The organism is Mesorhizobium sp. M0145 (assembly GCF_040322355.1).
Lineage (GTDB): Bacteria > Pseudomonadota > Alphaproteobacteria > Rhizobiales > Rhizobiaceae > Mesorhizobium.
On record NZ_JAMYTK010000011.1, the window covers coordinates 136939 to 150000 of the forward strand.

The following is a 13062-nucleotide window of genomic DNA, read 5'->3' on the forward strand; positions in this document are numbered from 1 at the left end:
GGCCGGCCGCCACCGCCGTCAAGCAGCCGGTCGAATGTTTTGGTTCACCCGGAAGAGGTTGTTCGGGTCGTATTTCTTCTTCAGCGTAGCCAGGCGCTCATAGTTGTCGCCATAAGCCGCCTTGAGCCTTGCATCGCCCTCGTCATCCATCATGAAGTTCAGGTAGGCGCCGCCCAGATCGAACGGATGCACGGCCTCCCAGTAGGCCTTGGTCCAGCGCGTCACCGGCCCCGCTTTCTGTGGGTCCGGATCGATCCCGGCGATGACCATCGACCAGGTCGCATCACGGTAATTCCAGGGTGTCTCGTCTTTGCCGACGCGATGGACCGCACCATCGATCGGGTAGAGGTGCATGAGCGATAGCTCGCTCGGCGTCTTCGCCGCCTGCTTGAGATGGGCGTCGATCGCCTCGTCGGACAGCGTCTTGACGAAATCGCCCCGCCAGTACCACTGCATTCCCTTTGGGTAGAGCCCATCGAACATGCTCTGCACCGCGGGATAGGGCATCGTTCCCATCCAGTTGAACCAGGGCGCGGGCAGCGCATCGAGCAGCGGGGCCAGCGCCTCTCTGCCCTTTTCCTCCGGGCCGTTGTAGCAGCACATCAGCAGACACATCCGCTTTCCCCAAAACTCTTCAGGGAAGGGTGCGCTCGAGAGGACGGTCTTGAGCCCGAGAAAGATCCCGAGTTCTTCGGGCGCGTTCGGCAGGAACTCGCGATAATGCTGCATGATGGTGCGGGCGTGGCGCTGATCCCATGCGATCGGCCCCGCAAAGACCATGCTGACCTGGTGGAGCTTGAACACAAAGCTGGTGACGATGCCGAAATTGCCGCCGCCGCCGCGAAGCGCCCAGAACAGGTTGGGGTTCCGCTCCTTGCTGGCGGTGACGAAGCTTCCATCGGCAAGCACGACATCGGCCTCGATCAGATTGTCGATGGTCAGGCCATATTTGCGCGTCAGATAGCCATGGCCGCCGCTCAGCGTCAGTCCGGCGACCCCGGTGGTCGAGATGATGCCCGCCGGTACGGCCAGGCCAAAGGCATGGGTGGCATGGTCGAGGTCGCCCTGAGTACAGCCCGGGCCTACTCGCGCCGTGCGGGCATCCGGATCGACGCGCACGCCGTTCATCGCCGACAGGTCGATCACCAGACCGTCGTCGCAGCTCCCCAATCCTGGTCCGTTATGGCCGCCGCCACGTACCGCAACCAGCAAATTGTTGTCGCGGCCGAAATTCACCGCTGTGATTACGTCGGCGACGTCGACACAGCGGGCGATGATCAGCGGCCGCTTGTCGATCATGCCGTTGTAGAGCTTGCGGGCCTCGTCATAGCGGGCGTCGCCGGCGCGGATGACTTCGCCTCGCAGGCTTGCTGCGAATTTGGTGATGTCTTCATCGTTCATGACATTCCTCCCTATTATTGGACCTGTCGGCCGGTCGATGAAACGCTAGTCTCGTCCGCTGTTCCCGCAAATGTCACATCGTCCATTTCTGTTGCCCGATCGTTCAGAGTAGGATTAGACCAGATGGATGGTTGCCCGGGCGGCCATATTGCCGGATAGTTCGATGCCTGACCGAAAAACTCGTTGTCAAAGGGAGTAGCCGATCGTTTCCGGAGGTGCAGTGCATGGATGTCCTTTCCGATGTGCTCCGAGCCGTTCGCCTCACCGGTGCGATCTATTTCGACGTCGACGCCAGCTCTCCCTGGGTTGGCGAGTCGCCGGGCACGGCCGACATTGCCGCCGCCGTCATGCCGGAGGCAGAGCACATCATTTCTTTTCATGCCGTGATGTCGGGCTCGTGCTGGGCCGCGCTGGGAGACGATTCGGTGCCGCCGGTGCTCGTGAACGCCGGTGATGTCGTTGTCTTCCCCGGTGGTGTTCCGAACGTGTTGAGCTCCTCGCCGGGGGCGCGGGGCGAACCCAATATGGCGATGTATTATCGGCCGATAGACGAGAGCCTGCCGTTCGCGGTGATCCATGGTGGCGGCGGAGACGAGCGGACCCGGTTCATTTGCGGGTATCTTGGCTGCGATGCACGTCCCTTCAATCCTCTCCTGGCCGCATTGCCGGCCATCCTGTGTGCCCGCAAGCCCGCCGATGGAAGCAGTTGGGTTATCGACCTTTTTCGGCTGGCGCTGGCCGAAGGTGGCAGTGGGCGGGCGGGCTGTGAAACGATACTCGCCAAGCTGAGCGAGCTGATGTTTGTCGAGATAATCCGCCGCCATCTCGAGACCCTCCCCGACGATTCGCGCGGCTGGCTGTCAGGCCTACGGGATCCACACGTCGGCGAGGCGCTCCGGCTCATCCACGCTCGCCCAAGGGAGGAATGGACATTGGACCGGCTCGCCCGCGAAGTAGGGCTCTCGCGCACGGCGTTTGCGAGCCGCTTTACCCACTATGTCGAGGTCTCCCCCATGCATTATCTTGCTCGCTGGCGTCTGCAACTGGCAGGACGCTTGCTCGAACGGCCCGAAATGAGCATCGCGCAAGCGGGTGCCGAGGTCGGCTACGAGTCGGAAGCCGCCTTCAATCGCGCCTTCAAAAAGTTCGTCGGCATTCCACCTGGCATCTGGCGAAAGGGACGGTCGGCGTTGCTCGAGGCTCAGAGATTGCCCGCTGGCGTCGTACAATAGGAAAGAACTGGCAGGGCGTTGACGCTTCGGTCTGCGTGCAGCGTCCCAATGCTCGAAAGCCCCTGGCACAAAGCGGTAGACGATGACCGGCCGCCGCGACGCTTTCGGCGAGGCGTGTCAGACTTCGCGCCTCAATCCTTCGCGCGCTCGACATAGGCGCCATCGGCCGTCATCACCACCACGCGGGTGCCGGCGCTGATGTGTGGCGGCACCAGGGTACGCACGCCGTTGGACAGCGTTGCCGGCTTGTAGGACGAGGACGCCGTCTGGCCCTTGGTCACCGGCTCGGTCTCGACCACCTCGAAAGTGGCGCGCTGCGGCAGTACCAGCGAGATGGCGATGTTGTTGTATTGCGAGATCTGCACCGGCATGCCTTCCACCAGATAGGGCGCCATGTCGCCGATCACGCTTTCCGGCACCGCGACCTGGTCGTAGCTCTCCGGATTCATGAAGTGAAAGCCTTCGCCGTCACGGTAGAGGAACGTGTGCTCGCGCTCCTCGACATAGGCGCGCTCGACCTGCTCGGTGGTGCGGTAACGCTCGGAAACCTTTACCCCGTCGGAGATACGCCGCATGTCGAGCTGGGTGACCGGCGTACCCTTGCCAGGATGAATGTTTTCGGCAAAGAGGATCACATAAAGCTTGCCGTCCTTTTCGACGACGTTGCCTTTGCGTAAGGAGCTGGCGATGACCTTCACGGGTTTCCATCCTGATAAAATTTGTTGGCGCAAATCGGCTGGAGAGGCCGTTGCGTGCGGCCTAGCGCATCTTGGCCGCAATCGCCAGCCCTCTGTGCAATTCCCCTGAAGCCGATGACCGCCGCCTCGCCGTGGTGGACGCCGCATGTCCACGCCGACCGCCGGCCGCGGCTGATCCTGCGCAATGCCATTGCCGCCGGGATGCGCGACTGGTTCGCCCGCCGCGACTTCGTCGAGGTGGAGACATCGGCCCTGCAGGTCTCGCCCGGCAATGAAGCGCACCTGTCGGCCTTTGCCACCGAGGCGATCGGGCCGGACGGGCAGCGCCAGCCGCTCTACCTCCACACGTCGCCGGAATTCGCCTGCAAGAAGCTGCTTGCCGCCGGCGAGGAGCGCATCTTCAGCCTCGGGGCTGTCTGGCGCAACCGCGAGCGCGGCCCCTTGCACCATCCTGAGTTCACCATGCTCGAATGGTACCGCGTCGGCGAGACCTATGAGAGCCTGATGCGCGACTGCGCCGAGCTCGTAGCGCTGGCGGCCGAACGGGCCGGAGCGAAGCGTTTTAGCTTCCGCGGCCGTGAAGCCGATCCGTTCGCCGAGCCGGAACGGTTGAGCGTCGCCGAAGCTTTCATGCGCCATGCCGGCATCGATCTGCTGGCGACGGTTGCAGCCGATGGCAGCACCGACCGCGCGGGGTTGCATGCCGCCCTGGTCCAGGCCGGATTGCGGACCGCGCCCGATGACAATTGGGCCGACCTGTTCAGCCGGGTGATGGTCGAAAAAATCGAGCCGGCGCTGGGGCAGGGGCGCAACACCATTCTTTTCGGATATCCGATCTCGGAGGCGGCATTGGCCCGGCCGAGCGCCGACGATCCGCGCACCGCCGAGCGCTTCGAGCTCTATTGCTGCGGCGTCGAGCTCGCCAACGCCTTTGGCGAATTGACCGATCCGGCCGAGCAGCGCCGGCGCTTTGCCGCCGAAATGGATGAGAAGCAGCGCGTCTATGGCGAACGCTACCCGATCGACGAGGATTTCCTCGCCGCGCTCGCCATCATGCCGCAGGCGAGCGGCGCCGCGCTCGGCTTCGACCGGCTGGTGATGCTCGCCACCGGCGCGCTCAGGATCGACGACGTGATCTGGACGCCGGTGGCCGCTTCCTGAGGGATTGTCGATCTCGCTCGCCGTTCATCCGCCTGCGGCCTGCGGTCCTGTTTGGGCGCTTAATGCACCCGGTTTGCCCGCTTCGCCATTGCAGAAGCGGCATCGGGACAATAGATGGTGCAGCAGCGGCTGCCCTTCAGCCGGCCGGAAATAACAGGATCATGCGCATGACCGATACGCTCGACGCAGCGAAACTGACCGATCGCGTCGCGGCCCTGGTCGAGGCTGCCAAACGGGCCGGCGCCGATGCCGCCGATGCCGTTGCGGTGCGCGGCCGCTCGACCGGCGTGTCGGTGCGGCTTGGCAAGGTCGAAGGCACAGAGGCGTCCGAGAGCGAGGACGTCTCGCTGCGCGTCTTCGTCGGCAAGCGGGTAGCGAGCGTTTCGGCAACGGCGGCATCCGACCCCAATATGCTGGCCGAGCGCGCGGTCGCCATGGCCAAGGTGTCCCCCGAGGATCCCTATCAGGGCCTCGCCGACCCGGCCTTGCTGGTCAAGAAACCGCGCGACCTCGATCTGTTCGACGCCACCGAGGTGTCGGCAGACCAGTTGAAGGAAGCAGCGCTTGCCGCCGAAGCGGCGGCGCTTGCCGTCAAGGGCGTCACCAATTCGGCCGGCAGTGGCGCCAGTGCCGGGCTCGGCGGCCTGGTGCTCGCCATCTCTCACGGCTTCGTCGGCCATTACGTCGCCTCGCGTTTTTCACGCTCGACCAGCGTGATCGCCGGCGAGGGCACCGGCATGGAGCGCGACTACGAATTCTCCTCGCGCCAGCATTTTTCCGATCTCGACGCGCCGGAAGACATCGGCCGCAAGGCCGGTGAGCGCGCTGTCCGCCGCATCGGCGCGCGCAAGGCGGCGACCGGGCCTGTCGACGTGGTGTTCGATCCGCGTGTGGCGCGCGGCATTGCCGGCCACCTTGCCGGTGCCATCAATGGCGCCGCGGTCGCGCGCAAGACCAGCTTTCTCCGCGACATGATGGGCAAGAAGGTGGCTTCGGCCGCAATCACCGTCACCGACGAGCCGCTCCGGCGCCGTGGACAGGCCTCGCGCCCGTTCGACGGCGAAGGCGTCGAGGGCGAAAAACTGTTCATGGTCGACAAGGGCGTGCTCAACCACTGGTTCCTGTCGACTTCGGCGGCTCGGGAACTCGGCCTCGTCACCAATGGGCGCGGCTCGCGCAGCGGCTCGTCGGTCTCGCCGTCGTCGACCAATCTCGCCATCGAGCCCGGGGAAAATACGCCGGAAGAGCTGATCAAGTCGCTCAAGACCGGCTTCTACGTCACCGAAGTGTTCGGCCAGGGCGTCGACATGGTGACGGGCGAATATAGCCGCGGCGCTTCCGGCTTCTGGATCGAAAATGGCGAGCTGGCCTATCCCGTCGCCGAGGTGACCATCGCCTCCAATCTGAAGACGATGTTCCTCAACATGGTTCCGGCGAGCGATCTCGACCGCAATTTCGGCACTGCCGCGCCCACGCTTTTGATCGAAGGAATGACCCTTGCCGGAGCTTGACCCGGCCGTCTCGGCCGGCGCTACTGAAGACCTGCAGCTGTTGCGCGATGCCGCCCGCGAGGCGGGGCTCATCGCCATGCAGTACTTCAACAACAATCCGCAAGTGTGGATGAAGGGCGGCACCTCGCCGGTCAGCGAAGCCGATCACGCCGCCGACAAATATCTGCGCGAGACCTTGCTGGCGGCCCGGCCGGATTATGGCTGGCTGTCGGAGGAAACCGTCGACGACCCGGTAAGGCTTGTCGCGCGCCGCACCTTCGTCGTCGATCCGATCGACGGCACGCGCGGCTTCCTCGAAGGGCTGCCCACATGGTGCGTCAGCGTCGCTGTGGTCGAGAACGGCCGAACGCTTGCCGGCGTGCTCGACTGCCCGGCGAAGGGCGAAATCTATTGGGCGCTGCCGGGCGAGGGCGCGTTCCTGAATGGCAGGCGCATCAGCGTGCGTCCGCCGTCGGAAACGGCCGAAATCGCCGGACCGCAGGCGATGATCGACCTGATGCCGGCGAAATGGCACAAACGGCTGAAGCGCGTGCTCTATATTCCTTCGCTCGCCTACCGGCTGGCGATGATCGCCGGCGGCCAGCTCGATGCCACCTTCGTCAAGGCCAACGCGCATGACTGGGACATCGCCGCGGCCGATCTCATCCTGCGCGAGGCAGGCGGCGCCTTGCTCGATCGGCATGGCCGCGCGCCGCTCTATGCCGGCGAAGTGATCCGTCACGGACCGCTCGCCGCCGGCAGCGGCGAACTCCTCGCCGTGCTCGCCGGCGTCATCGCCGGCCTGGACAATTGACCACTATCAATAGTTCCAAAGTCGGCGGCTTTGGTCTAGACCTGTCCCAAACTCACGATATGTGAAGGATCGACATGGCCGCTGAAGACGGAAAGAAACAGCTTTTGCACCTGGTGTTCGGCGGCGAACTCAAGAAGCTGGGCGGCACCGAATTCCGCGATCTCGACGCGCTCGATATTGTCGGCATCTATCCGGACTATCAATCGGCGCACGCCGTCTGGAAGGCCAAGGCGCAAGCTAGCGTCGACAATGCCCATATGCGCTATTTCGTCGTTCACCTGCACCGCCTGCTCGACCCCGAAAACAAGGCTGTCGGTTGACATCGATGAACCATGAAGCGGTCAAGCGATCAGCCCCGCGGTCGGCGGTCAGACGTCGCAAGCCGAAGACGTTCTGGCGCAAGATCCGCGAACCGCTGGCGCAGTCGCGATTCGTCAAGAATGCGCTTGCCGCGCTGTTTGCGTATTTCGTCCGCCTTGTCCGCTTGACCAACCGCATGGTCGACGGATCGGCCAAGTTTTCCGGCGGCGCCTATGCGCAGCTCGAGCCTGGCATCATCGCGCTCTGGCACGGCCAGCACCTGCTGACCCCGGCCTACTATCCCAAGGGACGGCCGCTGGTTGCCATGGTATCGCGCAGCGCCGATGCCGAGCTCAACGCGCTGATGGTCGAGAAATTCGGCATCGAGGCGGTGCGCGGCTCTGGCGGGCGCGAAAGCGCAAGGCATCTCGACAAGGGCGGGGCCAAGGCGCTCATCGCCCTCAAAAAGTCGCTCGCCACCGGCAAGAATGTCGCCATGATTGCTGATATTCCCCACGGCACGCCGCGCGATGCGGGGCTCGGCGTCGTCCTTCTGGCGCGGCTGTCCGGCCGGCCGATCCTGCCTGCCGCGATAGCCACCAGCCGCCGCAAGGTGATCCAGGGCAGCTGGGACAAGACGACGATCAACTTGCCCTTCGGCCGCTCCTCGATTGTCGTCGGCACGCCTGTCTTCGTGCCGGCCAACGCCGACGCCGCGGAAATGGAACGCAAGCGCCAGGAGGTCACGGCCTCGCTCAATGCCGCGACCGCCGAGGCCTATCGCCTTGTGGACGGTTCGAAATGAGTATGCGCTGGGCCCGCGCCTTCCTGACGGCCTACCGCTTCGCCGGGGCCGCCGCTTACCCGCTGGTCGGACCTTACGTCGCCTGGCGCACTTCCAGAGGCAAGGAGGACCGCATTCGCCGGCGTGAACGCTACGGCGTCGCCGGACGCCAGCGTCCCGAAGGCCCGGTGATCTGGATCCATGCAGCCAGCGTCGGCGAGACCATCGCCGTCGTGCCGCTGGTCGAGAGCATTCTCGATTACGGCGTCAACATCGTGCTGACGACGGGCACGGTCACCTCGGCGCAGGTCGCCGAAGAACGGCTGGGCGACCGCATCATCCACCAATATGTGCCGCTCGACCTCAAGCCGGCGGTCAGCCGCTTCCTCGACCATTGGCAGCCGGACCTGGCGATCATCGCCGAATCGGAGATCTGGCCGATGACCATCCTGGAACTCGGCGCCCGCCGCGTGCCGCAGGTTCTGGTCAACGGCAGGCTGTCCGACCGCTCCTTCAAGTCCTGGAAGAAGCGCGCCAACATTGCCGAAGCATTGTTCGAAAATCTTGCCCATGTCGTCGCCCAGTCGGATCTCGATGGCGAGCGCTTCCTGTCGCTCGGCGCCCGGCCGGTCACCGTATCCGGCAATCTCAAGGTCGACACCGCGCCGCCGCCGGCCGACGAGCGGGCGTTGGCGGCGCTGAAACGCCAGATCGGCGGTCGCCCGACCTGGGCGGCGACCTCGACCCATGATGGCGAAGAAGCGGTCGCCGCCGAAGTTCACGCCATGCTGCACAAGCGCCACCACGGGCTTTTGACGATCATCGTGCCGCGCCATCCCGATCGCGCCGGGCAGCTGGCCGCCCAGATTTCCGGCATGGGCCTGAAGCTGGCGCAGCGCAGCAAGGGCGACAGGATCACCGCCGACACGGATATTCTGCTCGGCGACACGATCGGCGAGATGGGGCTTTATCTGAGGCTGACGGAAATCGCCTTTGTCGGCCGTTCGCTGACTTCCGAGGGCGGCCAGAACCCGCTGGAACCAGCCATGCTGGAGACAGCGGTGCTTGCCGGCCGCAACGTCCAGAATTTTCGCGAGGCCTATCAGCGCCTGCTCGATAGCGGCGGCGCCAAGCTGGTGCGCGACCGCGATATGCTGGCCGGCGCCGTTAATTTCCTTTTGACCAACGAGGCGGCTCGCCATGAGATGATGGCGGCGGGTGCGGCGACGGTCGACGAGATGCGCGGTGCGCTGGCGCATACGCTCAGGTCGCTCGAGCCCTATATCCAGCCGCTGGTCGTCAAGTCGCGCCTGAAGGGCGCGAACGGGCGCTGACGTGACCTCGGAAGCGCCGCCCTTCTGGTGGGAAGAGCCGGACTGGCGGGTCACGGCGCTGTCGCCGCTTTCCGCCGTCTATGCGCTTGTCGCCGGTCGCCGCATGCGGCACGCGCCGCGCGAAAAGGTCGAGGCGCCGGTGCTCTGCGTCGGCAACTTCACCGTCGGCGGCACCGGCAAGACGCCGGTGGCGATCGCGCTGGCCGAGCAGGCCAGGCGCATGCAGCTCAATCCGGGTTTCCTGTCGCGCGGCCATGGCGGCTCCTTCGCGCAGCCGCATATAGTCGATCCGCACCACGACGCCGCCAAGCATGTCGGCGACGAGCCGCTGCTTCTGGCCGAACACGCGCCGGTCGCGGTGACGCCGAACCGGGCCGCCGGCGCCAGGCTTCTGCTGGAGAAGCTCGGCTGCGATTTCTTGATCATGGATGACGGTTTTCAGAGCGCGCGCATCCACATCGACTATGCGCTGGTCGTTGTCGATGCGCGCCATGGCATCGGCAATGGCCGCGTCATCCCCGGCGGGCCTCTGCGGGCAAACATCGTCGACCAACTGGTCTTCACCAGCGCCTTGCTGAAGATGGGCGAGGGCACCGCGGCCGACACGGTCGTGCGCCAGGCAGCGCGCGCCGGCAGGCCGATCTTCGAGGCGCACACTGCCCCGAGCAGCAAGGTGACGCTGGCCGGCAGGCGTTTCCTGGCGTTCGCCGGCATCGGTCATCCCGATAAGTTTTTCGACACTGTCCGCGAGGCCGGCGGCGAGCTTGCGCTGACCAAATCGTTTCCTGACCATCATTTCTATGGCGAGGACGAGCTTGCCGAATTGGCGGCGACGGCACGTAAAGCCGGGCTTGGCCTCATTACCACCGCCAAGGACGCTGCCCGCCTGCGTCACGGCGCAGCACCGCCGGAATTCCTCGACGGGCTCGATGTGCTGGAGATCGACACCGTCTTCGAGCTCGACCATGTGCCGCAACGCATCATCGACGAGACGCTGGATGCCTGGCGGCAGCGCCGGCTTAAAGGCTGACCAGAAGCTTGAGCACCGAGGCAATGCGGGACTGGAATTTGCAGCTTTCCGCCGGTCGAACGTATTTTGTTCTTGCTTTGTGCCGGCAGCTATGCTAGTAATTTAGCTATGGTGATGATTCGCCGGTGACCCGCCCTCGAGCCTGAGGCGGGTTTTTTATTTCAAGATAGCCTCTAAGGTTTCGGTGTTGCCGGCCTGACGCCGCGGCAGAGGGCGCAGGATCGCAACGGGGCGACTTCCATTTGCGCTGGACTAGCGTCGGCGGCGCAGTTCCGGATGCGCTTCGATCTCGCGGCGCAGCGAGGCGGCGGCATTCACATAGGGTTCTTGCCTGGCGACACTCCAGTATTTGAGCTCGTCGAGCGGGATGCTCTCGCCGGTCACCGCGCAGCGCACGAAGGCGCCGGGGCTGGTCACCTGGAAGTCGCCGTCGAGATAGCGGATGCGGGCTTCCTTGCCGCCGGGTCCTTCGAAACGGTTCATCATGGGGTGGTGCCGAAATTCATGACGATGTCATCGCCACAAATTGCGGCGAGGTCAAGCTTGACGTTGATGACGGCCAATCTCCCCCCTAGTAGGGGAGATGTCCGGCAGGACAGAGGGGGGCGCTGTCCCGCGGACCTCTCAATCGATTGCGATTGCGTCCTCAGCTTGTTCTCGGCTGGTCTTAAAGTTAGCGAGGCTAGCGATCCTTCGCGCCCCTCTCTGCCCTGCCGGGCATCTCCCCCACAAGGGGGGAGATCAGCGCTTGTCCGCCGCTCCTAGCTCTCTACCTCAAGGAACTCTTCGATCTTCTCCGCTGCTAGTCCTGCCTGGACCGCGATGCGCCGGGCGAGTTCGGCGGCGGCGGCGCGCGGGCGCCCCAGCGGCCGGTCGAGCCAGTAAGATATCGGGCTGAGCGCACTGCGCTCGTCTACGGCGACGATGCGGCCCGATTTCAATTGGTCCACCGTCAACGGCGGACGTGCCAGCGCAATGCCGAGCCCGTGCGCGGCGGCGTCGAGCACGAGGTTGTAGTCCTCGAAACGGCGGTCGTGCGGCCGGGGCCGATAGTCCATCTCCTGCGCCGCAAACCAGGCGCGCCAAGCCGAAGCGTCGGAATCATTGATCACCGGAAATTCGAGCAGCCGGGCGGGATCTCCGCGGCCGATCTCCCTGGCCAGTCCCGGCGAGGCGACAGGGAACACATATTCTTCGAAAAGCTGCACCGAGATCCGGCCCGGAATGCGACCGCGCCCGCAGCGGATCGACAGGTCGATGCCCTCGTCGGCAAGATCGCCCTGGCGGATGTCGACGTCGAGCACTATACGCAGCTTGGACGGGTGGTTCTCCAGCGCCGCCATGCGCGGCATCAGCCACAGCCCGCTGACCGAAGGGATCGAGGTCAGCCGCACCACCGCCGTGCCGCGCGGCTCGACCCAACGGTCCGAATTGCTGGCGATCAGGGCAAAGGCTTCGGTGGTGCGCAGATGCAGGCGATTGCCTTCGACGGTCAGCGAGACGCCGCGCGCGCCGCGATCGAAGACTTTCAGCCCAAGCCAGCCCTCGAGCTTGGCGATCTGCCGGCTGACGGCGCCATGGGTGATGTTGAGCTTCTCGGCCGCCGCCGAAAAGCTGCCGGTCCGAGCCGCGGCGTCGAAGGCGCGCAGCGTTTCGAGCGGCAGCATCGGGTCTAAGCTGTGATCCATAGTCACAGGTGATCCTCGATTTGTTCGTTTGTCAACCGACCCGCAATAGCGTTTCTCTACTTCATGGCATTGGATCGCGAGGACACCCAGATGAGCGCTTACACCGGCACGTTGAATACGACACAGCGCATGGATGCCACGGCTGCCATCGCGGTGGCGCTGACGGTGGTCGGCTGGGCCTCCGCCTTTCCGGCGATCCGCGCCGGCCTTGCCGCTTTCGGGCCGCTGGAACTTGGCGCGCTGCGTTTTGCCATCGCCGCGGTTCCGGCGGCGATCTTCCTCGCGGTCAAGCGGCCGGCACTGCCCAGGCTCGATGAACTCTGGCGCTTTGTCTTCGGTGGTGCCGTCTTCGTCGCGCTCTACACGGTGATGCTCAATTTCGGCGAGCTGACCGTTTCGGCCGGTGCGGCCGGCTTCATCATCAATGTCAGCCCGATCTTCACCGCCATCATGGCCATGGCGCTGCTCGGCGAACGCTTCTCGGGCCTGGCCTGGGCCGGCACATTCCTGTCCTTCGCCGGTATCGGGATCATCGCCATGGGCGAGGGGCAAGGGCTGCATTTCAACAGCGGTGCGCTGCTTGTCCTCGGCTCGGCGCTGTGCTCGGCCGTCAACACCATCGTCCAGAAGCCGCTGTTTGGTCGCCACCACCCGCTGACGATCTCGGCCTCGAACATGGTGCTTGGCGCGCTCTGCCTGTCGCCGTTCCTGCCGAGCGGTCTGGCGCAGGCGGCGGTCGCCGATACGGCCGGGCTCGGCGCGGTCATCTTTCTCGGCATCGTGCCCAGCCTCATCGCCTACGCTGCCTGGGCAACAGCACTTTCCCGACTGCCCGCGGCGCGTGCCTCGAACTTCCTCTATCTGGTGTCGCCGATGGCGACGCTGATCGGCTTCTTTTGGCTGGGCGAGGTGCCGACGCTGCTTGGCATCTTCGGCGGCGCGCTGGCGCTAGGCGGCGTCATCGTGGTGAATTTGAAGAGATGAGCAAAGGGTTTGGGGCTGTGCCTGACTCGAAAAGAGCCGCTGTACAGCGGCTCTTTTCGTACCCCCACCCCGCTGCTTCGCAGCGACCCTCCCCACAAGGGGGAGGGTAAGCTCCTCGCGAGGCGCCCGCGGCTAATCTCCCAACC

Annotated in this window: 13 protein-coding genes; 9 read left to right on the forward strand and 4 right to left on the reverse strand. The window is 64.9% G+C overall.

Annotation, left to right across the window (positions count from 1 at the left end; genetic code table 11):
• Window positions 1–18: 18 nt before the first annotated feature.
• Complete coding sequence (locus NKJ28_RS17795) at window positions 19–1401, reverse strand: FAD-binding oxidoreductase (RefSeq protein ID WP_352452295.1); 1383 nt, start codon at window positions 1399–1401, stop codon at window positions 19–21.
• Window positions 1402–1625: 224 nt separating this feature from the next.
• Between NKJ28_RS17795 and NKJ28_RS17800 the strand changes: the two genes are divergently transcribed.
• Window positions 1626–2633: an AraC family transcriptional regulator gene (locus NKJ28_RS17800; RefSeq protein WP_352636581.1), complete on the forward strand. Its 1008-nt coding sequence runs from the start codon at window positions 1626–1628 to the stop codon at window positions 2631–2633.
• A gap of 131 nt (window positions 2634–2764) precedes the next feature.
• On the opposite strand, the gene efp is transcribed toward NKJ28_RS17800, so the two are convergent.
• Window positions 2765–3331, reverse strand: a complete 567-nt coding sequence (efp, locus tag NKJ28_RS17805; RefSeq protein ID WP_352569791.1) for an elongation factor P — start codon at window positions 3329–3331, stop codon at window positions 2765–2767.
• A 114-nt stretch (window positions 3332–3445) separates the two neighbouring features.
• On the opposite strand from efp, the gene epmA reads away from it, so the two are divergent.
• The 7 genes from epmA to lpxK all read left to right on the forward strand — a co-directional run bounded on the left by epmA (window position 3446) and on the right by lpxK (window position 10244).
• The gene (epmA, locus tag NKJ28_RS17810) at window positions 3446–4492 is read left to right on the forward strand and encodes an EF-P lysine aminoacylase EpmA (RefSeq protein ID WP_352593087.1); all 1047 of its coding nucleotides are present in this window, start codon (window positions 3446–3448) and stop codon (window positions 4490–4492) included.
• A gap of 167 nt (window positions 4493–4659) precedes the next feature.
• Window positions 4660–6003 carry a TldD/PmbA family protein gene (locus NKJ28_RS17815; RefSeq protein WP_352636582.1) on the forward strand — a complete coding sequence of 448 codons (1344 nt, stop codon included), beginning with the start codon at window positions 4660–4662 and terminating at the stop codon, window positions 6001–6003.
• Window positions 5990–6796 carry a 3'(2'),5'-bisphosphate nucleotidase CysQ gene (locus NKJ28_RS17820; protein WP_352636583.1) on the forward strand — a complete coding sequence of 269 codons (807 nt, stop codon included), beginning with the start codon at window positions 5990–5992 and terminating at the stop codon, window positions 6794–6796. Before NKJ28_RS17815 ends, NKJ28_RS17820 begins: the two co-directional genes overlap by 14 nt.
• A 74-nt stretch (window positions 6797–6870) precedes the next feature.
• Window positions 6871–7116: a DUF4170 domain-containing protein gene (locus tag NKJ28_RS17825; RefSeq protein ID WP_023674378.1), complete on the forward strand. Its 246-nt coding sequence runs from the start codon at window positions 6871–6873 to the stop codon at window positions 7114–7116.
• 5 nt (window positions 7117–7121) lie between these two features.
• Window positions 7122–7901 (forward strand): lysophospholipid acyltransferase family protein, encoded by a 780-nt coding sequence (locus NKJ28_RS17830; RefSeq protein ID WP_352636584.1) that lies wholly within the window; start codon window positions 7122–7124, stop codon window positions 7899–7901.
• Window positions 7898–9214 (forward strand): lipid IV(A) 3-deoxy-D-manno-octulosonic acid transferase, encoded by a 1317-nt coding sequence (waaA, locus tag NKJ28_RS17835; RefSeq protein ID WP_352636585.1) that lies wholly within the window; start codon window positions 7898–7900, stop codon window positions 9212–9214. Before NKJ28_RS17830 ends, waaA begins: the two co-directional genes overlap by 4 nt.
• Before the next feature lies 1 nt (window position 9215).
• Window positions 9216–10244, forward strand: a complete 1029-nt coding sequence (gene lpxK, locus NKJ28_RS17840; protein WP_352636586.1) for a tetraacyldisaccharide 4'-kinase — start codon at window positions 9216–9218, stop codon at window positions 10242–10244.
• Between the two features lie 252 nt (window positions 10245–10496).
• Here lpxK and NKJ28_RS17845 read toward each other — a convergent pair whose 3' ends face one another.
• Both NKJ28_RS17845 and NKJ28_RS17850 read right to left on the reverse strand, forming a co-directional pair.
• On the reverse strand, window positions 10497–10730 hold the full coding sequence (locus tag NKJ28_RS17845) for a DUF2093 domain-containing protein (RefSeq protein ID WP_031211156.1): 234 nt from the start codon (window positions 10728–10730) through the stop codon (window positions 10497–10499).
• Window positions 10731–11005: 275 nt separating this feature from the next.
• Window positions 11006–11932 carry a LysR family transcriptional regulator gene (locus tag NKJ28_RS17850; RefSeq protein ID WP_352636587.1) on the reverse strand — a complete coding sequence of 309 codons (927 nt, stop codon included), beginning with the start codon at window positions 11930–11932 and terminating at the stop codon, window positions 11006–11008.
• 90 nt (window positions 11933–12022) lie between these two features.
• Between NKJ28_RS17850 and NKJ28_RS17855 the strand changes: the two genes are divergently transcribed.
• Window positions 12023–12916, forward strand: coding sequence for a DMT family transporter (locus NKJ28_RS17855; RefSeq protein WP_352593097.1), 894 nt, complete (start codon window positions 12023–12025; stop codon window positions 12914–12916).
• The last annotated feature ends 146 nt before the right edge of the window (window positions 12917–13062 follow it).

Coding starts and splice junctions, on each gene's coding strand:
- NKJ28_RS17850 (WP_352636587.1), bottom strand. CDS start 11,932: ATGGATCACAGCTTAGACCCGATGCTGCCGCTCGAAACGCTGCGCGCC.
- NKJ28_RS17845 (WP_031211156.1), bottom strand. CDS start 10,730: ATGATGAACCGTTTCGAAGGACCCGGCGGCAAGGAAGCCCGCATCCGC.
- NKJ28_RS17795 (WP_352452295.1), bottom strand. CDS start 1,401: ATGAACGATGAAGACATCACCAAATTCGCAGCAAGCCTGCGAGGCGAA.
- NKJ28_RS17800 (WP_352636581.1), top strand. CDS start 1,626: ATGGATGTCCTTTCCGATGTGCTCCGAGCCGTTCGCCTCACCGGTGCG.
- epmA (WP_352593087.1), top strand. CDS start 3,446: ATGACCGCCGCCTCGCCGTGGTGGACGCCGCATGTCCACGCCGACCGC.
- NKJ28_RS17815 (WP_352636582.1), top strand. CDS start 4,660: ATGACCGATACGCTCGACGCAGCGAAACTGACCGATCGCGTCGCGGCC.
- waaA (WP_352636585.1), top strand. CDS start 7,898: ATGAGTATGCGCTGGGCCCGCGCCTTCCTGACGGCCTACCGCTTCGCC.
- NKJ28_RS17825 (WP_023674378.1), top strand. CDS start 6,871: ATGGCCGCTGAAGACGGAAAGAAACAGCTTTTGCACCTGGTGTTCGGC.
- NKJ28_RS17830 (WP_352636584.1), top strand. CDS start 7,122: ATGAACCATGAAGCGGTCAAGCGATCAGCCCCGCGGTCGGCGGTCAGA.
- NKJ28_RS17855 (WP_352593097.1), top strand. CDS start 12,023: ATGAGCGCTTACACCGGCACGTTGAATACGACACAGCGCATGGATGCC.